Genomic DNA, 25,243 nt, shown 5'->3' with positions numbered 1-25,243 from the left:
CCTGTCAAGAAGTGCACTTGACAGGTCTAGTTTGGTGCGGCAAAAATTTATAGGGTGTTCTTCTCTTGACAGGTTTCGTTCATATCAACGGAAAAACTTTACGTTATTATAAAAATTCCGGACAAAACCTTGTTAATAGAGGAATATATTTCCGTTAAGGAGCCTAAATCAAATGTTGCAAACGATTTCAACATCTAATAACGGAAGCTTTTTCCGCTATCTTGTCATTTAAAGGCCAAAAATAAAAAATAACGGAAAAAATTTCCGTTATTTTATAAATCAGACCTTTAAGGAGTGACATAGCTATCTTTTGCCTCAATTTTCTGTTCAATTAGCTTAGTTTCCAACATCCACTGAATTGTATCCTCCCACGATTGCTCGGTTTGGGAGCCAAATGATTCCTTGCCCGAACTCATCAAGGGGAGTAGTATTTCTAAACTTTTTTCTTCGACATCCCGCTCTAATGGGAAGGATTGTTCCTGTCTTTTAAACAAGATATCCAGCCCCTCTGAAGGACTTTCTTTAACAAATTCAAATCCTTTCTTACTTGCTTCCCAGAAGGCATTCAATAATTCCGGATTTTCCTTGGCAAATTCTTCACTCGTCACCAAAACAAGTTCATAATAATCAGGAACTCCATAATCCACAGGATGAAAAACCTTAACCGGAAAACCTTGTTTCTCTAACAGGACCTTTTCATGATTAATGAACCCGCCGCTAATGGCGTCCACTTTATTGGTGGAGATCGCAGGCATCAGATCCCATCCTACGTCTACCAAGGTAACTTGTTGCGGATCTCCTCCGTCCTTGCCCACCATCGTTTGGATCATCGCTTCATTCATCGGAATCGCAGGATATCCGACTGTTTTCCCGGACAAATCCTTAGGTGACGAGATATCGCTATCTTCCGGTACCATCAACATATTTAATGGATGCCTGACAACTGCAGCATAAGATACGACAGGAATCTGCTGGGCGCGGGCCATCACCACCTGCGGTTGATAGCTTAAAGCTAAATCAACCTGACCACTGGCTACAAGTTTTAAGGGATCATTTGTATCAGCGGGCATTTTAATTTCCAGGTCCACACCCTGTTCTTCATAATATCCTTTTTCTAATCCAGCATAGAGAAAGGAGTGGACGGCATTCGGGTACCAATCCAACATCAAGGATACCCTGTTCAATTCTTTCCCCTGACCGGAATCCTCCAATGCTGCCGAATCTTGATTCGAAGTTGAACAGGCGGTAAGAAGCAACAAACATACTACAAGAATAAGTTTTTTAAACATCTATTTCACCTTTTTCTTTCTATTTTTTTCATCTGATAGAACCACGGAATGGACCTTTTTTCGATCCACTGCATGAGCAAAAAGAAGGCGATCCCGATCAGAGAAAGCAGGAATACAGAGGCAAACAATAGGTCTGCCTGCAGATTGTTCGAAGCTCTGCGGCTAAAAAATCCCAAGCCTTCACTAGCCCCAAGCCACTCACCAATGGTTGCGCCAACAACACTTACCGTAGCGGCCACCTTTAACCCGGAAAAAAAAGAGGGCAGGGCATGCGGGATTTGAAGTTTCCAAAAGATTTGCCGTGGGCTGGCCCCCATCGTTTTCATTAATTGAATCCATTCCTCATTGGTCGCCCGAAGCCCATCCACAACATTCACCACAATAGGAAAAAAAGAGATTAATACGGTAATCGCTACCTTTCCCCAGATGGAATAACCAAACCACATGATAAGGATGGGGGAAAGGGCAACCAACGGAATGGTTTGTGATGCGATGACCAGCGGATACAACACTTTTCCCCCAATTCTGCTAAACACAATCAACACAGCTACCACCACCCCCATCAGAACGGCAAGAAACAGCCCGATAAGGACCTCCAAAAGGGTAGAAGGAAGGTGAATGAAAATAAGCAACTTCCATTCTTTCATCAAGGAAAGAAAAATCATTGATGGCGGCGGTAAAATGTACATGGGAACATGAAGTCCACGAATCAACAATTCCCATCCTAGAAGCAGAAGCACGACGGTAATCAAAATCGCTTGATTTTTTTTCATTTGATTTCTCTCTTTTTATATAAGAACGTAGTCATTTTTTCTTTCAAATCCAACCATTCTTTTGTATATACTTGGGATGGTTGCCTTGGTTTTGGGAAAGGAACCTTAATTTCGTAATAAGGCCCCTCTTGCGGACTTGTCATCACAAAAATTCGATCTGATAACAACAAGGCTTCATCTAAATCATGGGTAACCAAAAGGACGGATTGCTTCCACTTTTGCCAGGTTTCAGTCAACCACAACTGCATTTCCCTTCGCGTGAGGGCATCCAGGGAGCCAAATGGCTCATCCAATAAGAGCATTTGATGCCCGGTTAAAACACATCTCAGGAAAGATACACGCTGCCGCATCCCTCCGGAAAGTTCGAAGGGATATGCATTTTCATATCCTTGCAAGCCGAAAATAGGGAGCAACTCTAGCACACGACGCTGTGCCTCCCTTTTATTCACCCCTTGGATTTCCATCGGCAATGCGGCATTTTCCAGAACTGTGCGCCAAGGCATTAATAGATCTTGTTGCGGCATGAAACCAATTTTCCCAAGTTGAGCTCCATGTGCGTATTCCAGCCGCCCTTCCTGTGGAGGGTATAAACCAGCGATCAATTTTAAGACCGTGCTCTTCCCACATCCACTCAGGCCAACAAGACTTATAAATTCGTTTTCTCCAATCTCAAAACTGCATTTACGTAGAATCAGACGGTCATGTTCAAACCCGAAGGTTATGTCTATAGCTTTTAAAATACTCATTTTTCTTTTACCCCAGATATCGGTGATAAAGGCTTTTTGCCTCCGTCACATCTTTTGTGCCATGAACCAAAACCCTTCCATCGCGGAAAAAGACGAGCCGATATGTTTCCAAGGCAAAAGAAACTAAATGGGGATTTTGCTCTAAAGTTCCCTGCTGCTTGGAAAGTGTTACGGCTAGCTCTTCCAAATTCCTTTCCATTTTGACCGGTGGACGAATTTGTACCGTGTCTCTCCCGCATAACACGGCCGTTTTTGTTTGATTCGAATAATCCAGGAACGGAAAAGTGGGAGTTTCCCCGCAAGAAGGACACTCTGGTTTTCTTAACGAATCTACGCGGATGGAGGAATACTGATTTTTCCAAAGATCAAAAGAAACAAGCGTCCCTCGTAGAGACTCCCTTTTTTCCACAAGAATTTTCAACGCCTCTGCTGTTTGATAGGAAACGACCATCTGTACGGCAGGACTGATAATTCCCGCAGTATCACAGGTAGCCCCTCCTAAGGGGATGGATTCCAACAAACAATTTAAGCAGGGAGTCTGCCCGGGAAGAACGGTGTACGTGATCCCGTAACTTCCCACACAGGCCCCATAGATCCAAGGGATATTATACTTTTGCGCTGCATCATTGATCATCAGACGGATATCAAAATTATCCGTGGCGTCCAAAATTAAGTCGACTCCAGGAACCAAGGTATCAAGCTCTTGCGGTGAAACATCACTGATAATTGCCTCAATTTCAACCCCTGAATTTACTCTGGAAAGTCTCTCTTTGGCTGCAATGGCTTTCGGAAGCTGCTCTGCAGCATTTGATTCATCGTACAATTGTTGCCTTTGCAAATTGCTCCAATCGACATAATCTCGATCCACGATGGTAACCTTACCAACACCCGCTCGGACCAAGGCCTCGGCATTGCCAGTCCCGAGGGCCCCTGCCCCGATTATTAGGAGATGTTTAGTGGCCAGCTTTTTTTGTCCCTCTACACCAATCTCCGTGAATAATTCCTGGCGAGAATATCTTCCATTCAAACTCTGCTCATTCCTTCCATCGGACTGCTTGCTGTAGCATAGCGCTTTTTGGCGATTCGTCCCGCTTCATAACCCAAACGTCCCGCTTCAATGCCAAGTTTCATCGCTAACGCCATCTTGACTGGATCCTTGGCACCGGAAACGGCTGTGTTCAGCAGTACACCAGATGCCCCCATCTCCATCGCAATTGCAGCATCAGAAGGTGTTCCAATTCCTGCATCCACAATCACGGGCACGGTGGCCTGCTCGATGATAAAGCTTAAATTTAAGGGGTTGATGATTCCCTGTCCCGAACCAATCGGCGATGCACCCGGCATGATCGCATGGACCCCCAAGTCCTGCAAGCGTTTTGCTAGCAGAACATCGTCAGACGTATAAGGGAGTACAATGAATCCTTCTTCTAATAGCATCTCGGAAGCTTTCAAGGTTTCGATCGGATCAGGCAGAAGGGTTTTCGGATCGCCAATCACCTCAACCTTAATCATATCGCACAGACCAGAGGCTTTTGCTAGCTTGGCAATACGCACCGCTTCCTCTGCTGTAGAAGCACCTGCTGTATTGGGCAGTAGCGTGTACTTGCTAACATCAATCATTTCAAGAAAATTTGGTTGAGATGGCTCATAGATATTCATCCGACGAACCGCAAAGGTTAAGATTTGGGTTTCCGATACCTCCACTGCTTTTTTCTGAATCTCAAAATCAGGAAATTTACCAGTTCCTAGCAATAAACGCGAATGAAATTCATAAGGTCCTATTTTTAACATCTTTATCCTCCTCCTACAAAATGAACAATTTCTACACGATCACCGTTCGTTAATTTTGTTGCGGCGTGATCGGCTTTCTGCAGAATGTTGGCATTCAGTTCTACAATCGCAACTTTTTCGTTGATGCCCAGGTGCTCTAATAAATCCGAAACCTTTTCAACCGTATTAGGGATCTCTACCTGCTCCCCATTGACGTTTAATTTCATCGCTCTTCCTCCTGGATTCATGTATTTTTTAACGCATGATTCGAAAAGGCTGCAAATCGATGGTGCTGCTATTCCCTTCAATCAGGTCTGCAATCAGGACCCCAGTAATCGGACTAAGCAAGATCCCATTGCGGTAATGACCTGCCGCCACAAACACTCCTGGATAATCTGGATGTTCCCCCAGATAAGGCAAACCATCTTTTGTTTGGGGGCGAGTTCCAGCCCAGCCTTTCTCCCATTCTGCCTGGCTAATGGTAGGAAGCAAACGTTTCGCCCGCTCCAGCAGAAGCGACATTCCCTCCACTGAGACTCGCTTGTCATAGGTATGTTCCACCATCGTCGCTCCGACCACAAGCCGACCGCCCCTTTTGGGAACCAGATAGCATCCGTGAGAGAAAATGGTCGATGTGACCAAAGACTGATGAGTTAACACAGAGAAACATTCCCCTTTGACCGGATAGACTGCAAGATTTATTCCAATTTCCTGGAGCAGTTCATCACTCCATGCCCCAGCAGCCAGCACAACTTTTCCGGCATAAATGGTTTCTTCGCGGGTCACAACGCCTTTTACCCGACCATCTTCGATAAGCAGGCTTTTGACCTCTGAAAATTCCTTAATCACGGCGCCAAGAGTCGCAGCAGACTTCACAAAACCTAAAGATAGTTCTGGCGCTATTACCTGACCGTCACCAGGAATATACATCGCTCCGAGAACATGTTGCGATAGATTCGGCTCCTTCTCCTTCACTTCACTTGCGGATAGCCATTCCGCAGATTGACCTGCTGCCTGCTGAATCCGGATAATGTTTTGCAGTTGCTGAGCCTCCCCCTCAGTCAAAGCAACCTTTAACATCCCTTGCTGTACAAGCCCAATATCAATCCCACTGGCCTCTTTTAATTCTGAGGAAATCTGTGGAAAGAGTTCCCGACTTTGCACTGCCAATTGAAATAGACTTCCCGTCTCCTCCTCAAACTCAGCTTGCGCCGCCAACATCCCCGCCGCCGCTGATGATGCCTGACTGACAACTCTTCCTTTTTCTAGTAAAACTACTTTCATTCCTCGTTTCACTAACTGATATGCGATAGAAGCCCCAATTACTCCCCCACCTATAATCGCAACATCATACATTTCTTTCATTTTCATTCCCCCACCATTGCTTGCATGTATTCTTTCGCTTTGCCACGTGGGTCCTCCGCACCCGCAATTCCAGACATCACCGCAATCCCCGATGCCCCCGCTGCTATGATTTCCTCGATGTGGCATACCTTGATCCCACCAATCGCGATCACTGGGATAGAGACAGCCTCTACTATTTCCTTCAAGCTTTCAATTCCTCTCGCAGCAAGCCCCGGCTTGGACCCCGTTTGGTAAATGTGACCGAACAAAAGAAAATCGACTCCTTGGCTTTCCATTTCCTTGGCTTCTTGCAAAGAGTGGACAGATCGTCCTACCCGAAATCTCGGAAACCTTCTTTTAACAACGGAAGGCTCTAAGCTATGGTAGGCGAGCTGCACCCCTGCCACTCCAGCTGCCCAGGCAACATCTAAACGATCATTGAGATAGATCTTTTCTCTCGGGACACCCGCCCCTATTAAACGTTCAACCCAATCAGATAATTCTCTTGCCGTTTTTTGCTTTTCCCTAATATGTATGGCCGTGACATATTCGTAAACCTGCTGAGCCAGGTCTACAAACTGCTCGAGGGATTGCTTTCCATTGCTAATGAGATGGAGTTCTTTTTTTGACATTATTGTTCACCATCCTTGGTCCAGTTTGCTGATCGGGACCACTTATCCCTATTGATCCTGTCGGCGAAAAAAGGCTGGCATTATTAGCGGAAAGATTTCCGCTAGCGCATCAAACAAAAAAACCACCTCTCCGTAAGGAAAAGTGGTTTTGTAAACACTGTTAACGAATTTCCACTTCCCTACGCTGGCACTAACCAGATCAGGTTCAAAGGGTCTGGAAAAAATCCATCTCAGCAAAAAAGCTCCCCTAGTGATCTTGCAAAAGGTAATTAATTCTTCTCTAGCATAGCACGTTGTGAAGGTTTGTCAATATCCCCCTAGAAACTGATATTTTACCAATAAACTTTTATTTCCGGGGAAATTTCGACATCATGGAACATCAGGATGACCAATAGTACCCAACAATCCCCACCTGGATCAATGTAAATATAGGAACAAGGATCCGAAAAGGCCACTTTTTGGTTTTATGGTGAAACATGAACATTCCTAACCATCCGCCAACCCCTCCGCCGATGACCGCCATTCCCAAGAGGCGTTTTTCTGAAATTCTCCATAATCTCTTCTGTGCTCGTTTTTTATCCATTCCAAAGGATATATAGGTAACAAGGTTCATAAATAGAAGATAATATAACAACCATTTCATCGTACAATCCCTCTATCCGCCAATGTGTGACATCTCCACTTTTTTGCGGTCTAAACCGGTAGTGTTGCTAAGGCGAATTTCCGAGTAGCGGTCTTCTCTTTTTTCCCAGATCTTCCGGATCATCTCAAGCATTTCCTCATCGGTCTTACCCTCACGCAACGGTGTCCGCAGATCAACACCGCCGGAAGCGAACAGACATAAATAGAGATGTCCCTCGGCAGAAATTCTTGCCCGAGTGCAGGTCGAACAGAATGCTTGGGTTACCGATGAGATAAATCCGATCTCTTTGTCTGTCCCTTTATACCGATACCGCGAGGCAACTTCCCCATAATAGTTTGGTTCCACTGGCTCAAGCGGCATTTCCTCATGAATCTTTTCCAAAATGGAGCGGCTTGGAAGAACTTGATCAAGCTTCCAACCGTTACTGTTCCCAACATCCATAAACTCAATAAAACGCAGAGTATGGCCTTTTTCAAAGAAGTATTTGGCCATTGGCAGAATGTCCTGATCATTAATGCCGCGCTGTACCACCATATTCACTTTAACATCAAGTCCAGCAGCTGCCGCTACTTCAATCCCGTGAAGAATATCTTCCACTTGATAACCGCGCCCATTTAGCTGACCAAACCGCCCTACATCCAGACTGTCTAAGCTAACTGTAACCCGTTTCAACCCCGCCTGTTTTAAGGCATTGACCTTTTCGGACAACAGGGATCCATTCGTTGTCATCGCGATATCATCTATTCCTTCTACCTGTTTAATCATTCCAACCAGACTATCCAGGTTTTTTCGCATCAGAGGCTCTCCGCCCGTAAGTCGAATTTTCTCTACACCTAATCGAGAAAAGATCTGGACAAGTCTTGTGATCTCCTCAAAACTGAGCAACTTCTCTTTCGGCAAAAATTCGTAATCAGGGCCAAACAGTTCCGCCGGCATGCAGTATGTACAGCGGAAATTGCATTTATCTGTAACGGAAATTCGCAAATCACGGAGAGGTCTTCCAAGTGAATCAACCACTTTGTTTTCCTGGCTTTCCAATTCTATCACCCGCTCTCCTAATCTAAATAATTCTGATATAACAAGCTTCCGGTATCCCGACAACTATACCCACCAAGTGCTTCTACTTCCGCTTGGAATTCAGGGGAACGAATAAGCGATAATAGATTAATCCCATCCTTGCTTTCATAGAAGCTTCTGCTCATTAACAAATCATATCTTTCTTCCATAACAGGGATGAAATCCAAATTCATAGCCTGCGCTGCAGAATAAATCCCAAGACCCGTATCAGCCGTTCCCCCAGCCACCGCGGCAGCTACACTAAGATGGGAAATCGCTTCCCTGTCATACCCATAAACTCCGCTTCGGTCGAGCTGTTCTTGTTTTAATAGGTAATCAAACAGCAATCTCGTCCCCGCACCTCTTTGCCTGTTCATATAGGTAATCCCATCCCTAGCAACATCTTTTATTGTGGTAATCTGCAGCGGATTTCCCTTTGGTACGATCCATCCCTGCTGACGATAGACCAACTGAATCAGAACTGCCTCCTGTTCTTGAAGATATCTTTCCAGAAAAGGGATATTATAGGTCCCTGTTCCTTCATCAAACAGGTGCACACCAGCGATATGTGCTTCCCCTTTCTGGATGGCGAGAATCCCTCCCATGCTGCCTACATGCGAGGAAACGAGGAATTGCCCTGGATTCTTCTTTCGTAACAAGGTGTGCAGAACATCGATGGACAGATCATGACTTCCCGTTGCCACCACGGTTTGCTTAATTTGTTCAAGCGGGCGATAAAGCTCAACCTCTGCTTCTTCTCCTTGTTCATATCCCAAATGTCCAGGGGGAATTCGTAGCAATCCATCGGCCTTTACCATCGACATTGTGACTCCTGCTGCTCTTGTTAATGGATTCGCGATATATTTGCCGTCAATCCTACCAATCGTCATCCGTACAAAGTCCTCGGCCCCCATAACCGAGACGATTCTTCTGCCTAGTTTAACCTTTAGCTTAGCTCGTTCCGGTTCCAATAGTCCATAGTAATGATTGACAAGTGGTCTAGCAAACCATTCCAGATTAAGATAGGCGGAAACAGGATATCCTGGCAGCCCCACCACAGGCTTGCCTTCGACAATGCCGAGCACAACAGGTTTGCCTGGTCTTGTGGCCACCCCATGTGTTAATACTTCTCCAATTTCATTGATCACATGGTAGGTGAAATCTTCCGTTCCTGCTGATGATCCCGCATTCATGATCACGATATCGGAATCTTTAACGGCTTCCAACACCGCATTTTTTATCGTTTCATAATGGTCTTTCACGATACCACGATAATCCGGTTGTGCTCCCCATTCCTCAAGATAGGCGGAAAAGACAGTACCATTAAACTCGATAATTTCTCCCAGCGCTACATCCTCGGAAGGGGGGATCAGTTCGGTCCCGGTAGGGATAATGGCAACTTTTGGCTTTTTAATGACTGGGACCGTGACATTCCCCCCAGCGAGCAAAGCTCCTAAATCGACTGGCCTTAATTTGTGATGTGCTGCTACTATCATCTCACCAACAACAACGTCTTCACCGATCGGTCGAATATGCTGCCAGGGAGCAATTGGATCTAAAATTTCGACGGTCTTTTCATCGACCTGATGCAGATGTTCAACCATAATGACCGCATCAAACCCTGCCGGAATAGGATCCCCCGTATCCACAATGACGTATTCTTCCTGCTGCCTTAAGCGGATAGGATTTTGTTCACTGGCCCCGTGGGTTTGATGGGCCCGTACTGCAATTCCATCCATGGCTGAAGCATGGTAATTAGGCATCGATACTTTTGCATAGATCGACTGTGCTGTAATCCTTCCCAATGCTTTCTGAGTGGGGATCCACTCTACCTGTCTCTCAAACTGTATCTTACTCAGCACTCCTTGCTGTGCTTCCTGCAATGGGGTGTCTTCAAGGTATATCTTTCGCATGGTATCCTCCTTAAACAAACAACTTCACCCGCACAAATTCGCCTTCTAGAATCCCCTCTTTACTCGCTGGGATTTCCACCATTCCATCACTTTCCGCCATCGTTGTAATCAGTCCAGATTTCCCAAACACCGGTATAGCCCAAAGCTCATTTTCGCGGTTCTCCAATTTCACCCGCACATAATCCGTTCTCCCGACAGCGGATGGAATGTTTCTGGCAATACGGACAGATAACCTATGATCGATTGCAGGTGTTGATAAGCCTTCCAATTGCCGCAACACAGGAATCGCAAACAAGTCAAAGATAATCATGGCAGATGCGGGATGCCCTGGTAACCCAAGGACCGGTTTCCCTTGTGCTTTTGCCAAAATGGTTGGTTTACCGGGTTTAACAGCCACACCGTGGACTAAAATTCCGGGTTCCCCTAATGCCTCCAAGACGTGAACCGTAAAGTCCCTCGTTCCAACTGAACTTCCTCCGGATAACAGTAATAAATCCACCTTTTCAAAAAGCTCTTTGGCGCGAGTGAAAAACTCGTCATACTCATCCTTGACGATTCCAGCATCAATTACCGTAGCACCGTAGGCTCTAGCGGCAGCAGAAATAGTAATTCCATTAATATCCCGAATTTCTCCCGGACTGAGCTCTTTTTTATCAGGGGGAACAATTTCATCACCGGTGGAAAGAATCCCTACAACAGGTCTTGGAAAAACAGAAACTTCTGTGATACCAATGGCCGAGAGTACTCCCAAATCCTGTGGACGCAGTCGACGTCCCGCACGCAACACCACGTCTCCTGCTTGGACATCTTCACCCGCTTGGATCACATTTTCTCCAGGTGCAACCTGACGGTAAACATTAAGCAGATCTCCAAGTTCTTCAACATGTTCTACCATCACCACACTATCTGCACCTGGCGGTAACATCCCACCGGTAGGGATATATTGGGCTTGACCTTCCTGCAACAGCTTGTCTGCTGCTTTTCCCATTTCGATTTTCCCAGTAATATCGAGAAAACCTGGAAGAGACTCGGAAGCCCCATATGTATCTTTCGCTTTTACTGTATAGCCATCTACCGTCGACCTGGCAAACGGAGGCACTGTTTCGGGGGAAATGATTTCTTCAGCCAGGACCATTCCTAACGCATTGGATAAAGCCACAGTGATCGGTTTTTTTGTCGCTTGAAAATGCTCTCTGATTATATCATGTGTTTCGGGTACTGTTTTCACATTGAAAAACTTCATTTCCTTCCTCCAAATGACGACTTTGCTTTATTTTAACACATGTCTTGAAACGATAGGTGCTGAATTGTTAACTATATCGAAAATTGCGAAGCTTTCTGACCTTTTTATTAACAAATCCATTATAATGGAAACTAGATACACTTTTTTTTGAATGAAATGTTAAAAGGGGATTTAATTTATGAAGGTAAAACTTTTTGCGACTTTTCGAGACATCTGTAACGATAATAAGGTAGTTGAGGTGCCCGCATCCGAAGACAGTACGGTTGTTGAGGTCCTGGAGGCTCTAATCCGCCTCTATCCTGAATTAGAGGTGGAAGTGTTTACAACGGAAAGAACCCTCAAGCCATTCGTCCATGTTTTTATTAATGGACGCAATGTCCTTCATGAAGAAGGATTATTAACCAAAGTAAAATCCGATGATCAGTTTGCTCTCTTTCCACCGGTTGCAGGAGGCTAAAATGGCAGAAAAAGTATTGGAATTTCGCGGGATCCCCCTCGCACAATTAGTTGAATATTTTCTTGAACTCGGCGGGACTAGACTGACCTCATCTTTGCCTATTTCTATTCAAAACGATCGTTGGCAGGTGGAATTGACCAGCGAAAAAATGGTATCTATCACTTCTACCTTCCAGGTAAATGCGGTTTTTGTTCGTTTTTTGGCCCCCAATGAAGAAGCATTAGCAGAGATCATTGCTAGATACCGCAAAAAAACCCTTCGGGTTGGCGGATGAGAAAAGGTGGAAGCATCTCCCACCTTTTCTTTCTGCACTCTATCATTTTGCTAAATGATGTCCAATTCTTTTAATTTCCCTTCTGGAACAACCCCATCCTGCCAACCGCGCACCTGATAGTATTCATCAAGCATAATATCCATCCGGCTTACATAGCCGGCACTGTTACCGGAACCCCCTTCTTCAGTAAAACGCTTCGGTAGGAAATCATCTTCCTTCTTATTAAATCCGGCTAAATTGTTATAGTAACGTTCCAGATTATAGATTCTCTCCCCGATTTTCATCACATCATCTGAGGTCACTTTGAATCCCGTCATCGCTGAATATTGATCAGCGTAGTTATCCGCGTTCTCAGAGAAAGAAGAGAACTTACATAGATTCATCGAATCCGAAAAGGCAAAGAGATCCTGGAAGATCTTCAGCAACTCTCCTTTTCCTTCTGGCTTCAGACGATCCGTTGGTTCTGGAATCCCGGCAATCTCACTTGCAACGGTATAGCCGCGAAGGTGACAAGCTCCGCGATTGCTCGTAGCATAACCAAGACCAATCCCTTGGATTCCACGTGGATCGTAAGCTGGAATCGCTTGCCCTTTTACACACATAGCAAGACCTGGATCACCAAAACTCGCAGCTGCACGAGCTGGTCCATCAGCAAGTATATTTCCAAATCCTTTGCGGAAGGTAATTGCCTCTGTTAATTCAATCATGCGGTCTGCATCTCCCCAAACAAAAGCTTCTTCCGTTAGACCTTTTTCAGAAGCTTCCATGGCAACGGAGAAGGCATTCCCCAATTCAATAGTGTCTATCCCATATTCGTTGCACATATTGATTAGATAAGAGATTGCCTCGGCATTGCTTAAGCCGCAATTGGACCCCAGTGCCCAACCTGATTCAAATTCAAAGCTTTCCACTCTCGTTTTATACTTCCCTTCCTTTACTTCGACTTCCTTTTTGCAAGCGACAGGACAAGCATGACAGGTGTTATCCGCAACTAACAGGGTGGCATTCACTGTTTCCCCACTATGTCCATCCGCCCCGTCGAAGTGGGAAAACTTTGAATTCATTGTAGGCAGTGCGCCAACTTCGTTGATTATACTTGTTAATACGTTCGTTCCGTAAACGGATAATCCGCCTTTTTTTGGTGCTGTTAATCCGCCCTCCATAATTGCTTTAAGTGCCTTTTGATTGGATTTTTTATATTCTTCCCCGAGGGCGGGTTGCGGCATATTTCCTTTTTGGGCAGCCTTGATCACGATTGCCTTAAGCATTTTATCCCCTGCTACAGCTCCTGTACCTCCGCGTCCTGCTGCTCGATCGTTCTCATTAATAAAAGAGGAAAACAGAACTTTATTTTCTCCGGCCTGTCCGATCGTCATCACACTAAGATCCTCTTTGCCATAACGGTCTTGCATGAATTTAACCGTCTCGCGAGTGCCTTTTCCCCATAGATCCTGTGCATCACGAATTTCCGCCTGACCGTTTTCAATATACAGATAGACGGGTTTATCACTTTTGCCACGAATCAGGATATTATCGATCCCAGCCCACTTCAGCCTGGCCGCCGTCCATCCCCCCATATGTGAATCCGTTACCGTACCTGTTAACGGGGACTTAGTAACAACACATAACCTTCCACTCATGGGTGATCTGGACCCTGTAACTGGACCTGTCATAATACAGAGTAGATTATCTTCCGAAAACGCTTCAACTTGTGGTCCGTTGTCAAATACATATTTGACTCCCAATCCTCTTCCGCCAATATACTTGCGGATCAATTCTTCATTTAATTGCCGATATTCAATCGTACCCGTTGAAAGATTGGCCAACACTTCCCGATTCTTAAAACCTCCAAAACTCATAATTTACCCCTCCTGACCATATGTTTTTTTTGTGCGAATCCCGAAGATGTATATACCTCCTTTATTCGACCTTTATGAATGTTTTCCTTTTTATATTCCACTCTTAAAAGTGTAGATTTTTAGACCGATGTCATGGGTTTGTGAAATCTGTGAGAAATGTTTTACTTCATGAAAAAAAACCTTAAGGAAGGAATCGTTGAGTCTGTGTTGTATTATATTTGGTAAACGGGAATTTTCGGGGTCAGGGTGAATCAGATGCCATTTAGTCAAGATGTGATTTCTGTTATTTTACTATCGCTTCAAGTTTCTACAGTAGCCATCGTTATAGGGGTCCTTATCGGGATCCCCTTTGGTTCGTTTCTCGGTCTATATGCCTTCCCTGGGAAACGCCTACTCACTGTAGTGATCTATACCTTGATGGGGTTGCCACCGGTTTTAATTGGGGTAATCGTTTATTTGCTGCTTTCAAAACATGGTCCACTCGGTTCCCTTCAATGGCTGTTTACACCGCAAGCGATGATGGTTGCCCAGAGCATTCTTGTAACACCGATTATTATCGGTTTATCAATGTCTGCGGTCCAAGCAAAGGAACAAACCTATCTGGAAACGATCAGGAGCCTAGGTGCTACTCCTGCACAGACCATTTGGACAATCATCAAGGAATCGCGCAAAGGAATTTGGGCGGGTGTGGCAACGGCCTATGGACGGGCGATCTCCGAAGTCGGAGCGGTTATGCTTGTAGGGGGGAATATTGAAGGACACACCCGGGTAATGACCACAGCAATTATTTTGGAAACAAGGATGGGTAACTTCGATGCGGCATTACAGCTTGGAGCTGTGCTGCTTATTATCAGTTTTATTCTCAACAACTTGCTGGTTATGGGAATTCTCGCCGATTTTCGCAGCCGCCGTAGAAAGGAGTCTTAGGCAATGCCTGATCTTCAGCTTCAAAACATTCTGGTTAAACCGGGAACGAAGGAGATTTTAAAACTAGAACAGTTGACACTAATGGAAAGCCAAATCTATGCTATCGTTGGTCCAAGCGGATCGGGAAAGAGCACTTTTCTCAAAGTAATCAATCTTTTGATGAAGCCCGTTCAAGGGAAAATGAATTTCTTTGGTCAGGAGTTGTCCTTGCCTCACTTATCTGGTTCGGGCAGGCTGCTGGTGCAGCGTGAGATGGCTTTTGTTGCCCAAAAGCCAGTGATGTTTCAGACGACCGTGTTTGAGAATGTAGCGATGGGGCTTCGCTATCGGGGGATCGACCGGTTGACGATCCGAAAAAGAGTGAATGAAGCCTTAGAGCAAGTTGGACTGCTTGGATCTGCTGGACAGGCTGCCCACACCCTATCAGGCGGTGAAGCACAGCGTGTTGCTTTGGCTCGGGCTCTCGTCCTAAAGCCGAAACTTCTCCTGCTTGATGAACCCACTTCGAACCTGGATCCAAAAAACGTCTCGATTTTTGAACAGGTCACGCGAAACATCCATCAGACCTTTCAGACGACGATTTTAATCGTTACCCATCATCTTCATCAGGCAAGAAGGCTTGCTTCTCATTGTTTGTTTATTCATGAAGGAAAACTGGTTGAAATGGCGGACACAGATAGCTTTTTTCAAACTCCTAAAACGGAGGATTTAAAAGCGTTTTTAAGCGGCCAAATGGTCTATTGATTCTAGCCCTAAAGACATGTGAAAGAAGGCGAACACGACGTAGTACACAAACCCACAGAAGAAGGAGGTGCAAAATAATGGATGATTTAAACCAAACAAGATACTCGCGGCAAATCCTCTTCCAGCCGATCGGCAGATCAGGTCAAGAAAAACTAGGAAAGAGCAGAATCGCGATCGTTGGAGCCGGCGCATTAGGAACTGTCCTTGCGAACCATATGGTTCGCGCTGGGGTCGGCTTTGTTCGCATTATTGACCGGGATTTTATTGAAGCAAGCAATCTGCAACGGCAGATGTTATATGACGAGGACGATGCCAAACAACATCTGCCGAAAGCAACAGCTGCCGCAGCTAAGCTGGCAAAAATCAATTCCTCCGTTCAAATCGAGCCCGTCATTGCCGATGTGAATGCGACCAATGCAGAAGATCTACTCTCCGATGTCGATCTGATTTTAGATGGAAATGATAACTTTCAGATCCGTTATTTGATTAACGATGTCGCGGTTAAGCATCGTATCCCCTGGGTTTATGGGGGAGCTGTCGGTTCCAAAGGAATGTTCACAGCCATTCGTCCTTACGAAACCCCTTGCTATCGCTGTCTCTTCCCCAACCCACCAAGCGGTAGGGGGGAAACCTGCGATACAAGCGGGGTGATTGGACCTATCATTCATATAATTGCTTCTTATCAAGCAACAGAGGCTCTTAAAATTCTGCTAGGGGCTGAAGAAAAATACAACCCCTATTTAGAGCAATTTGATATATGGTCCAACCAACATATGCAGTTGAATGTCCAAAAAGGAAGAAGTGACCAATGTCCTGCCTGTGGATTAAGTCATTTTGAATTTCTCGATCCTGCTGGTGATACAGGTGAAGATTATACCTCCCTTTGCGGCAGAGACACAGTCCAGATTACACCGAGAAAAAAGCAAACAGTCAATCTTGAGGAGTTAAAAGATCACTTGTCCGGGATTGGAACCGTAGAGCAAAACGCCTTTTTACTGAGGTTTCATATTGATGGATATACACTTGTCTTCTTTAAAGACGGCCGTCTACTCGTCCAGGGGACGGATGATGTAGTCGTTGCCAAAACACTGTATGCCAAGTATGTTGGAAGTTAAAGGGGATATTTGGGGATTTTTATTGGATCAATGATAGGCTATGATAAAAACAAGTGAACCAGGGTCAGTATTTAGATAGAGGTCTGACCCCTTAATGGGAAAGAGGTATTTGAATAAATGAAAAAGATTGCAGTGATAGGAACTATATTTGTTGATGTGAAAGGCCAATCCTTTACATCTGTTCATAAGGATGCAAAAAACGTCGGGAAAGCGACTTTCTCACACGGTGGTGTGGCCCGAAATGTGGCGCAGAATCTAGCTGTGCTTGGAGTGAAAACAAGTTTTTTAACAACCGTCAACAGTGACGGATTTGGTAAAGAAGTTATCGATGTTTTGCAACAGCACCAAGTGGAAACAACCTATGCACACTGGCATAAAGAGGACGGTATGGGGATTTGGGTCGCTATTTTAGATCATGAGGGAGATTTGGTTTGCTCTATTTCCCATCAACCAGACCTTGGGCTTTTAGAAAAGGCAGTCTTCGAGCAAATCGACAAACTGGCTAGCGAAAACCAGGCCATTGCTTTCGATTTGGATTTAACCTATCCGATCACCGAAAAGATTATTCAAGTTGGGAAACATCGGAATATCCCGCTCTACGGTGTGGTAGGAAACCTCGACATCGTTAAAAATCACCGGGACATCCTGAAAGATCTTACCTGCTTTGTATGCAGTGAAGAGGAGGCATCGATTTTATTAGGATACGCTGTTGATGAGGTAAATACGGCCATGCAAGCCGCTCAAAAGCTTGCAGATAGCGGAGCGCCGCTTACTGTGATTACCCTTGGTGCTAAAGGAAGTGTCTATTACGATCGGCAGACGAATCGTTCCGGCCATGTCCCCGCCCCAAAAGCGAAGGTCGTTGATACGACAGGTGCGGGTGACTCATTCTTTTCAGGACTCGTCGCGGCACTCCTCCAAGGAAAATCTGTTGATGATGCCATGCAAGTTGGTACGTTAGCGGCCCTGGAAGTCATCCAAAGCCAAGAAAACGCACTGATACGGATGCCTGCACTAAGTTTGAGTTAATATGTTAAGGGCCGCCTTACAAAGGGTGGCTTTTTTTATTCGATACAAACAAGGGATTAACTACCTTGTCCCAAACATCTGCTGCCAAAGGTTTCTATGTTTCTTTTTTTCCCTAATCACCCTAAGGTTTTCCATTAAAATTTGATCCCGCCGAGCAATCTGCTCCTCTGCAAGTTTTATTTTCAATGATTTGATTTCCTCTTGAAGTGTAAGAACCGTTTCCTGCATCTCCAGCGCCCATTCAGAATCTTGGGAGGGCTTGTCTATTAATTGATTGCCATTTTGCTCGTTTACTTCGTTTTGCTCGATCATGGTCTACTTCATCCTTTCGTATACTATAAGCTTTATCGTACCAAAGGTGATTTGAAAAAGGTGTCAATGGATGAAGTATTTATTGTAAGCTTTTGTCGATATTGACAAAAAAAACTAGGTGAGAAATCTCACCCAGCTGATATCACAAAAGGAAGCTCCCCATAAATAACTGGAGGGTTAAGTGGAGGTTGACCGCATCTTTCCAGGATACTTTTTCCTTGTGTTGAAAGTATAAACTGAACAAATTCGTAGGCACCTAAAGAATTTTCCGCTGTTCCCGGGACCGTTAAAACATTGCGTATTTGATCGCTAAGATTGACGGACGATGGGAAGGAGAGAACCCGTACATCTTTTTCTACTGTAAGGGCTGCAGAACGGTAAACGACAGCGGCATCGGCTTGGCCGTTAGTGACCGCACTCAGACAATCTGGGATTGTTGCAGCCTCAATTTTCGTGTGATCAATTAAATACTGTGCAGCTCCTGGGTCGTCATTTTCCCACTTTGCTGCGAGCTCCAAAAATCGAATGGTCCTTGCACTGGCAAGGTCTTTTCCTCCTGTAACCCTAGCGAAACGAATCTCCGGGTGAAGCAAATCTTTTAAGCTTTTAATCTCGCAACCTTTCCTCGAAATCAGTACCATTTCATTTGCGGAAAAGCTGACATGCCAGCTAACTGCTTCTTTCTCCTGGTCCGCGATTCTTCTTCCCAATAGGGTTTCCATGACCTTTGGGTCAGATGCGGCAAAAACATCGCAACGCTCCCCCGCTAAAATTTGCTCAGCCAATTCTTTCGAACGGCCTGCGTGGAGGATAATTTCCGTATTGAAATGATTTTGTTGAAAGGATTCTTTCAAATCATTCATTGGTCCCGTAAGGGAATCAGCGTGGAATATATGTATTTTCCTTTCCTGCATCCACTACACCCCCTACAGAATCGAAGGCAACCATGTACTTATGATTGGAATATAGGTAATGATAGCCAAAATCACGAGCATGACAGCGATAAACACTTTTAAGTACTTAAAGGTTTTAACCAAAGGTACATTACCTACCGAACAAGTTGTTAAAAGAACGGAGGCAACTGGTGGCGTTTGCTGTCCAATTCCAAGATTAATCGTGACGATAATCCCGAAATGGATAGGATCTATTCCCAATTCATGAACCAGCGGCATTAGGATTGGTACAAGCATGATAATGGCCGCTGCTGAATGCATAATCATTCCTACAATTAAGAAAAAGACATTGAGAATTGCCAGTACTAATATCGGATTATTGGTTACCGCCATAACCGAATTTGCCAATCCTTGGGGAATTCTTTCACTTGTCAGGAACCATCCCACTAAAGCAGATGTAGCAATAATGATCATGACCACTGCCGTTTGATTGGCAGCACCGAGAAGCATCTTGGGAAGCATGTTCCACTTCAGTTCGCGATATATGACTGAACCAATGATAAAAGCGGCAACAGCAGCTATAGCAGCTGCTTCTGTAGGAGTAAAAATCCCTCCAAGAATCCCTCCCAAAATAATGACAGGGATCATTAAAGCCCAAAAGGCTTCTTTAAATGTTTTCCCTACATTGGAAACCGAGAAATTCTGTTCCACATCAAAACCATATTTTCTAGCATAGCAATAATTGACGATCATTAAGCTAGCAGCCACAATTATTCCCGGAATAATCCCAGCAATAAACAATTTTGCTACACTTACCCCTGCCATTACACCGTAAAGGATCATTGGCACACTAGGAGGCAAGATTATCGCCATCGTTGCAGCAACGGAAACAAGAGCCGCAGCAAAACCCTCCGGGTACCCCTTTTTCTTCATTTCGGGAATAAGCACGCTACCTAAAGCTGCTGCACCCGCAACTGCAGAACCTGATATTTCCGCAAAAAACATGGAAGTGATAACCACGACTTGGGCTAGTCCTCCACGGATAAAGCCCACCAAACTGCCGGCAAAGGAAACTAGACGCCTTGACAAATTACAAGCATCCATTAATTCACCAACGAGCATAAAAAGCGGAATCGCCAATAGAGGAAAACTGTTCGATCCATCAAAAAGGCTAATGGGAACAATATCCAATGGCGCAGTGCCTAGCATTAAAAGCAATGATAATCCAATTATACCTAAGGCAAAACCAATCGGCATACCGAGTAGTACTAGGCCAATGAGTCCGCCGACCAAGATGGCACCTGTCATTTTATCACTCTCCCTTTACATTGCCTTGTCGATTTCAGCTATTTTCGTTGAGGAAGATTTATCTCCTCTGTATAGTTGTATTAACTCGACTAAAAACCCGATAAACATGATCGCGCCACTGATCGGTAAAACAAGAAAAATAATGCCTTTTGTTACGGGCAAGGAAAGTGTTTCATCGCCCATGGAATTAAGCGCAAGCCTGCCCCCGTATACCAACAGCACAGACACGAAGAATAACATTGCCAAGGAAAAAATGGTCTCAATAGTTAGTCTGATTGGTCTCGGCAAAACTTCAATTAAAGATTCAAAACGAATATGTGTTTTTTGAAAAATAGCGTAAGCTGATCCGATAAAGGTTATCCATGCTAAACAGTAGCCAGAAAGCTCACCAGTCCAACTAGCTGCCGCATTCAAGACATATCGTGTAAAAACACCCCAAGTTACTGAAAAGGTAATAACGGCCATTAAAATGATTAGAGTGCCTTTTAGACCACTCATTAATAATCCATGTAACCTCTGCATTTACATTCTCCTTTCTTTAGTTAGCAGTTAAGCAGTTTTAGATGGAATAGAAAGGAAGACCCCTATTCTAAAGGAATAGGGGACAGAAGCCTATTCCTGAGCTGCCTTTACGACCTTATCGACAAACCCTGGATCAATGGATTTTTTCAACTCATCAATAACCGGTTCAACTTTGGCCTGGAAGGATTTCACATCAGCATCATTTACTTCCATTCCAGCATCCTTGAATTTTTTCAGCAATTCATCGTCTGCTTGTGCCCCATAAGTACGGGAGTAATCACCCGCTTCTACAGCCGCTTCAGAAAGAATCTTCTGCTGATCTGGCGTTAATTTGTCCCACCACATCTTACTTGCGACTAAATAACCTGGGGTATAAGTGTGATTGGTAATGGAGAGATATTTTTGAATTTCATAGAAGCGTCCCGCTTCAATTTGTCCGAGCGGATTTTCCTGGCCATCAACAACCCCTTGCTGCAGGGCTGTAAATACTTCACTAAAATCCATTGTTGTCGGATTTGCCCCGAAGACCTTAAACGCTGCTACACGTAGTTTACTTTCCGGTACACGTAATTTGATCCCTTCAAGATCCTCTGGTGTATTAATTGGGCGAGTGTTGTTCGTGATTTGTCTAAAACCGTTTTCCCAAAAACCCAAACCAACGAGTCCGTGCTTTTCAAAAAGTGGAAGTAAATCACTCTTCCAGATTTCCCCGTTTGCAAAGTTCTGCACTTTCTCCCTGTTTTCAAATAAGAAAGGAATATCGAACACACCAAATTCCGGGCTTTTCTGGGCCATTGCGGTTGAAGGTATGGACATCTCTACCGTCCCTGTTTTTTGCGCATCCAATACAGAAAGGTCTTTACCTAGTTGCCCGTCCGGAAACACCTGCACATCAATCGTTCCGTTAGATTTTTCCTTTACGATTTCGGAGAACTTGACTGCACCTTCATATAGCGCCCCGCCTTTTGCTGATGTTGTCGCAAGCCGTACAGTTAAAGCTGCCTCTGAACCCCCACTGCTTGATCCACCGGATGATGCCTGTTCACCGCCGCTAGAGGATGAGGATGACGAACCCGAAGAAGACGTGTTAGAGCTGCCTCCACCACATCCTACCAATGACGCTGCCATAGCTATTGCAACAAAACCAGAAAATACCCGAATTCCTTTTGCCATAATTTTTTCCTCCTTCTTTAATGGGCTTGTGTACTGCGTCGATTCGCATTCGTTACAAGCCATATGTCTTTTAGGGCTTATGTAATTTTTTAGAGACCCCCTAGGAAAGGACAAACTACAAGCATCTCAAACGATAATGGATAATTCAATTTAAAGTAAATATTCAGATAAAATTAGACAGTAATCTGTTCCCCTCCTTTCTTTATAGATTTAATAAGCAAATCTCATGCCAAAAAAGATGTTTAAGCTTCCAAAAACATCAAAAAAAGGAGGAAAGGCTCAGAATCAATGACATGCTTGGTTTAAAGTCCACCAAGATGATTTACTATTCTACTTCTAGAGGTGTAAAATCCTAATCCCTTCCTCTTATTTGTTTCAAATGAGAACACTGGTGTTCACCGTCTATTTCACGTGTTTCATATCTAAACGCTTTGCTTTTGCAATTCTTCCTGATCTTCCGCTGTTTGGCTTTGCTTATTCCTTTCCATGGCTTCAACGATGTAATCTACTATATGAACAGCTTCCACAGATCCTTGCATCCCTGCCCTTTCAATTCCCATTTTCATTTGCAGCAGACAGCCTGGATTTGCAGTAACAATGACATTGGCTCGGGTTTTAGCGACATTGCCCATTTTTTTGTCCAAAATATCGTTTGCCATTTGTTCCTGCAGCAAATTATAGATTCCGGCAGAACCGCAGCAATAACCAGCCTCAGGAAGTTCAACATATTGTGCATCTGCAACAGAACGCAAGATTTTCTTTGGTGCGTCTTTTACTCCCATTACGTACTGCAAATGACAGGACGGCTGATAGGTAATTCTTTCACCCTGACCCGCTGCTTGTGGAATCGTTCCTTTTTGCACAGCCACCTCACTTACATCCTTTACCTTCTGGCAAAATTGGCGAGCCCGTGGCAACCATTCTGGGTCATCCCGGAACAGTTCTTCGTATTCGCGAAGCATTGCTCCACATCCCCCAGCATTGCTTACAATATAATCCACATTTGCCTGTTCGAAAACTTCGATATTCCTTTTAGCCAATTCAAGTGCTGTGTCTTTCTCTCCGTTATGGGTATGCAGGGCCCCGCAGCAGACTTGCTGTCCCGGTGTGACCACATCAAAACCGCTTTGCGCGAGGAATCGAATCGTATTTTCATTCGTCGACCGAAACATCATATCCATGATACAGCCCTGAAAAAGAGCCGCTCTTGGCGCAGAATGTGATGAACCTTTCAGGTCTTTTCGGTCACTTGGAGTAAACAGCGGATGGGGATTTCTTCGGGAGGGTGGCAGGATCTCCGGCATAGCCCGTTCCATCTGTTGAAGAGACTCAGATAATAATTTTAAAACGCGTAACTTTCTGACAACCATTTGTAAACCACTCTTTTGATAGATCCAAAGCAAGTGGCCCAATTTTTGAAGACGTTTTGGAAATGGCAGCAGCTTGCGAAATACCCATTTGCCTACGATCCCAGTCACCCCTTCTTGCGGGCGAACCTCGCTGATCTTTTCCTTTGCCATCATCACGATATCTGGTACTGCAACGTCTACAGGACAGGCATCTACACAAGCCGAACATAACAGACAGCGATCTAATTGTTCCTTAATTTCATCATTAACCGGGATGACACCTTCAATTAAGTTTCGTGCCATAAGAACTCGCCCTCGTGGCCCATCGGCTTCTCTTCCAGTAATCGATAGCGTTGGGCAAGCTTCCCTGCAGGCGCCGCAACGAACACAGGAATACATGGATTCCACAGTTGTTAACTGTTTCATTTGACCCCCTCCTTTGCTTGTTGTCTGATCAGCGCTTAGACTGGCAGCGCCATTTTACCCGGGTTCAAAATATTATTTGGATCCAAAGTCCTTTTGATAGCTTTCATGACCTCTAAAGCTGTACCATGTTCAATTTCCATATACTGTGCACGCACGATCCCTACTCCGTGTTCCGCTGTCGTAGTTCCTTCCATTTCTATAGCAAGTCGATGAATATCTTCAATCATTTTCTTGGCATTCTCGATTTCCTCTTTATCCCGTCTATTAATTACCGGTGAGGTATGAAGATTTCCATCCCCGATGTGACCATAGATGGCACACACAATATTGTAAGAGCGAGCGATTTCATGAATCTTCCGCAATGTTTCAGGAAGCCTGGAAAGCGGAACACAAATATCCTCACCGCCATATACACGAAACCCACCTGGCTTCAATCTTCCTGTAGCCGCTCCAACAATTTGCCTGGCCTGCCATAATTGTTGGCACTCTTCTGGTTCATCACTGAACTTTACGTAATCAGTAAATTTACTAATCACCTCAGTAATTCTCTTCACCTGGGAGGCAACTTCCTCCTTACTGCCATCCGCTTCAATAACTAACAAGGCCTCATTTTCTGGGAGAGCCAATTGAGGCCTCATGAGATTGGCTGCTTTGGTACATTGCTGATCCATAATTTCTAGCGCAGATGGTAAGATTCCCGAGCGAAAAAGCTCGTTAACGGCTTCCCCCGCCTGCTCCAACTTACTAAAGGAACACAGGACAATTCCTCTTCTTGACGGCAAAGGCAATACCTTTAAGCGCAGCTTTGTGATAATCCCCAGTGTGCCTTCCGATCCAACCATGAGATGCGCTAAGTCATAACCCGAAACTGATTTTAGTGCCTTCGATTTTGACCCTCCGGTAACGATTACATCGCCCGTCGGTAGAACAACCTCCAATCCTAAAACATAGAATCGGGTGTTTCCGTATTTTACAGCCCGCAGCCCACTGGAATTGTTAGCCACCATTCCACCGATTGTGCACATTTTCGCACTGCCTGGATCTGGAGGGAAGAAAAGTCCATATTCCTTCAGTGCGTTATTCAGATTCGCCTGAACAACCCCAGGTTCAATAATAGCCTGCATATTTTTATGGTCAATCTCCAAAATTCGATTCATTCGCGATAAATCCATCACAATTCCGCCCATGACCGGAACAGGTCCACCTGTTTGAGCAGTGCCAGCACCTCTCGGGTAAAGTGGGACTTGGTACTCATTGGCTAACTTCACGCAGGCGCTGATTTCTTCTGTAGATTGTGGAATAACCACAATTTCCGGTTCCTTCGGTTCTAATTGTGTTGCAAAAGACGCATCATAAGAATACGTCATTAGGTCTGTTTGGTTTGTCAGCACTCGTTCCTTTCCGAACAACTGCTCCAAGCGTAATATTACCCTACCATCCATATAT

The 25,243-nt window shown here is 44.7% G+C and carries 26 protein-coding genes and 1 riboswitch; of the genes, 6 read left to right on the top strand and 20 right to left on the bottom strand.

Features of this window, described 5'->3' with window-relative positions; genetic code table 11:
* Positions 1-287: 287 nt before the first annotated feature.
* The 12 genes from J2Z37_RS13410 to J2Z37_RS13355 form a co-directional block, all read right to left on the bottom strand.
* Positions 288-1,289 carry an ABC transporter substrate-binding protein gene (locus tag J2Z37_RS13410; protein ID WP_209810768.1) on the bottom strand — a complete coding sequence of 334 codons (1,002 nt, stop codon included), beginning with the start codon at positions 1,287-1,289 and terminating at the stop codon, positions 288-290.
* A 5-nt stretch (positions 1,290-1,294) separates the two neighbouring features.
* Positions 1,295-2,062: an ABC transporter permease gene (locus J2Z37_RS13405; protein ID WP_209810767.1), complete on the bottom strand. Its 768-nt coding sequence runs from the start codon at positions 2,060-2,062 to the stop codon at positions 1,295-1,297.
* Positions 2,059-2,808, bottom strand: a complete 750-nt coding sequence (locus tag J2Z37_RS13400) for an ABC transporter ATP-binding protein (protein WP_209810766.1) — start codon at positions 2,806-2,808, stop codon at positions 2,059-2,061. Before J2Z37_RS13400 ends, J2Z37_RS13405 begins: the two co-directional genes overlap by 4 nt.
* 7 nt (positions 2,809-2,815) lie before the next feature.
* Positions 2,816-3,835 (bottom strand): thiazole biosynthesis adenylyltransferase ThiF, encoded by a 1,020-nt coding sequence (locus J2Z37_RS13395; protein ID WP_209810765.1) that lies wholly within the window; start codon positions 3,833-3,835, stop codon positions 2,816-2,818.
* Entirely contained in the window at positions 3,832-4,599 is a 768-nt protein-coding gene (locus tag J2Z37_RS13390; protein ID WP_209810764.1) for a thiazole synthase, read from the bottom strand. Before J2Z37_RS13390 ends, J2Z37_RS13395 begins: the two co-directional genes overlap by 4 nt.
* A gap of 2 nt (positions 4,600-4,601) precedes the next feature.
* Positions 4,602-4,805 (bottom strand): sulfur carrier protein ThiS, encoded by a 204-nt coding sequence (gene thiS, locus J2Z37_RS13385; protein WP_209810763.1) that lies wholly within the window; start codon positions 4,803-4,805, stop codon positions 4,602-4,604.
* Between the two features lie 28 nt (positions 4,806-4,833).
* The gene (thiO, locus tag J2Z37_RS13380) at positions 4,834-5,943 is read right to left on the bottom strand and encodes a glycine oxidase ThiO (protein WP_209810762.1); all 1,110 of its coding nucleotides are present in this window, start codon (positions 5,941-5,943) and stop codon (positions 4,834-4,836) included.
* A gap of 2 nt (positions 5,944-5,945) precedes the next feature.
* Positions 5,946-6,554 carry a thiazole tautomerase TenI gene (tenI, locus tag J2Z37_RS13375; RefSeq protein ID WP_209810761.1) on the bottom strand — a complete coding sequence of 203 codons (609 nt, stop codon included), beginning with the start codon at positions 6,552-6,554 and terminating at the stop codon, positions 5,946-5,948.
* Between the two features lie 159 nt (positions 6,555-6,713).
* A riboswitch (TPP riboswitch) is annotated at positions 6,714-6,813 on the bottom strand.
* Between the two features lie 120 nt (positions 6,814-6,933).
* Positions 6,934-7,197, bottom strand: a complete 264-nt coding sequence (locus J2Z37_RS13370; RefSeq protein ID WP_209810760.1) for a DUF1294 domain-containing protein — start codon at positions 7,195-7,197, stop codon at positions 6,934-6,936.
* A 12-nt stretch (positions 7,198-7,209) separates the two neighbouring features.
* Positions 7,210-8,241 carry a GTP 3',8-cyclase MoaA gene (gene moaA, locus J2Z37_RS13365; RefSeq protein WP_209810788.1) on the bottom strand — a complete coding sequence of 344 codons (1,032 nt, stop codon included), beginning with the start codon at positions 8,239-8,241 and terminating at the stop codon, positions 7,210-7,212.
* An 11-nt stretch (positions 8,242-8,252) separates the two neighbouring features.
* Positions 8,253-10,166 (bottom strand): molybdopterin biosynthesis protein, encoded by a 1,914-nt coding sequence (locus J2Z37_RS13360; RefSeq protein WP_209810759.1) that lies wholly within the window; start codon positions 10,164-10,166, stop codon positions 8,253-8,255.
* Positions 10,167-10,176: 10 nt separating this feature from the next.
* On the bottom strand, positions 10,177-11,409 hold the full coding sequence (locus tag J2Z37_RS13355; protein WP_209810758.1) for a molybdopterin molybdotransferase MoeA: 1,233 nt from the start codon (positions 11,407-11,409) through the stop codon (positions 10,177-10,179).
* Positions 11,410-11,587: 178 nt separating this feature from the next.
* On the opposite strand from J2Z37_RS13355, the gene J2Z37_RS13350 reads away from it, so the two are divergent.
* Together J2Z37_RS13350 and J2Z37_RS13345 are read left to right on the top strand one after the other, a co-directional pair.
* Positions 11,588-11,866 (top strand): ubiquitin-like small modifier protein 1, encoded by a 279-nt coding sequence (locus J2Z37_RS13350; RefSeq protein WP_209810757.1) that lies wholly within the window; start codon positions 11,588-11,590, stop codon positions 11,864-11,866.
* A 1-nt stretch (position 11,867) separates the two neighbouring features.
* On the top strand, positions 11,868-12,140 hold the full coding sequence (locus J2Z37_RS13345; protein WP_209810756.1) for a MoaD-like domain-containing protein: 273 nt from the start codon (positions 11,868-11,870) through the stop codon (positions 12,138-12,140).
* 50 nt (positions 12,141-12,190) lie between these two features.
* Here J2Z37_RS13345 and J2Z37_RS13340 read toward each other — a convergent pair whose 3' ends face one another.
* Positions 12,191-13,999 (bottom strand): aldehyde ferredoxin oxidoreductase family protein, encoded by a 1,809-nt coding sequence (locus J2Z37_RS13340; protein WP_209810755.1) that lies wholly within the window; start codon positions 13,997-13,999, stop codon positions 12,191-12,193.
* Between the two features lie 255 nt (positions 14,000-14,254).
* Between J2Z37_RS13340 and J2Z37_RS13335 the strand changes: the two genes are divergently transcribed.
* From J2Z37_RS13335 to J2Z37_RS13320, 4 genes are all read left to right on the top strand, one after another.
* Positions 14,255-14,926 carry an ABC transporter permease gene (locus J2Z37_RS13335; RefSeq protein ID WP_209810754.1) on the top strand — a complete coding sequence of 224 codons (672 nt, stop codon included), beginning with the start codon at positions 14,255-14,257 and terminating at the stop codon, positions 14,924-14,926.
* Between the two features lie 3 nt (positions 14,927-14,929).
* Positions 14,930-15,670, top strand: a complete 741-nt coding sequence (locus tag J2Z37_RS13330) for an ATP-binding cassette domain-containing protein (RefSeq protein ID WP_209810753.1) — start codon at positions 14,930-14,932, stop codon at positions 15,668-15,670.
* Positions 15,671-15,747: 77 nt separating this feature from the next.
* Positions 15,748-16,785, top strand: a complete 1,038-nt coding sequence (locus J2Z37_RS13325) for a ThiF family adenylyltransferase (protein WP_209810752.1) — start codon at positions 15,748-15,750, stop codon at positions 16,783-16,785.
* A 117-nt stretch (positions 16,786-16,902) separates the two neighbouring features.
* On the top strand, positions 16,903-17,814 hold the full coding sequence (locus J2Z37_RS13320; protein ID WP_209810751.1) for a carbohydrate kinase family protein: 912 nt from the start codon (positions 16,903-16,905) through the stop codon (positions 17,812-17,814).
* Between the two features lie 60 nt (positions 17,815-17,874).
* Here J2Z37_RS13320 and J2Z37_RS13315 read toward each other — a convergent pair whose 3' ends face one another.
* The 7 genes from J2Z37_RS13315 to J2Z37_RS13285 form a co-directional block, all read right to left on the bottom strand.
* A complete protein-coding gene (locus J2Z37_RS13315; RefSeq protein WP_209810750.1) occupies positions 17,875-18,126 on the bottom strand; it encodes a hypothetical protein in 252 nt (83 codons plus the stop codon).
* 128 nt (positions 18,127-18,254) lie between these two features.
* Positions 18,255-19,040 carry a molybdate ABC transporter substrate-binding protein gene (modA, locus tag J2Z37_RS13310; RefSeq protein WP_209810749.1) on the bottom strand — a complete coding sequence of 262 codons (786 nt, stop codon included), beginning with the start codon at positions 19,038-19,040 and terminating at the stop codon, positions 18,255-18,257.
* Between the two features lie 12 nt (positions 19,041-19,052).
* Positions 19,053-20,327: a TRAP transporter large permease gene (locus J2Z37_RS13305; protein WP_209810748.1), complete on the bottom strand. Its 1,275-nt coding sequence runs from the start codon at positions 20,325-20,327 to the stop codon at positions 19,053-19,055.
* A gap of 15 nt (positions 20,328-20,342) precedes the next feature.
* On the bottom strand, positions 20,343-20,849 hold the full coding sequence (locus tag J2Z37_RS13300; protein ID WP_209810747.1) for a TRAP transporter small permease: 507 nt from the start codon (positions 20,847-20,849) through the stop codon (positions 20,343-20,345).
* Positions 20,850-20,939: 90 nt separating this feature from the next.
* A complete protein-coding gene (locus J2Z37_RS13295; RefSeq protein WP_209810746.1) occupies positions 20,940-22,022 on the bottom strand; it encodes a TRAP transporter substrate-binding protein in 1,083 nt (360 codons plus the stop codon).
* A gap of 422 nt (positions 22,023-22,444) precedes the next feature.
* Entirely contained in the window at positions 22,445-23,797 is a 1,353-nt protein-coding gene (locus J2Z37_RS13290) for a (Fe-S)-binding protein (protein WP_209810745.1), read from the bottom strand.
* A gap of 35 nt (positions 23,798-23,832) precedes the next feature.
* Entirely contained in the window at positions 23,833-25,239 is a 1,407-nt protein-coding gene (locus J2Z37_RS13285; RefSeq protein WP_209810744.1) for an FAD-binding oxidoreductase, read from the bottom strand.
* Positions 25,240-25,243: the final 4 nt, after the last annotated feature.

The organism is Ammoniphilus resinae (genome assembly GCF_017873965.1).
In the GTDB taxonomy this organism is placed as follows: domain Bacteria; phylum Bacillota; class Bacilli; order Aneurinibacillales; family RAOX-1; genus Ammoniphilus_A; species Ammoniphilus_A resinae.
Note: the sequence above shows the minus strand (reverse complement) of the source record. Positions and strands in the feature narration are given on the sequence as shown.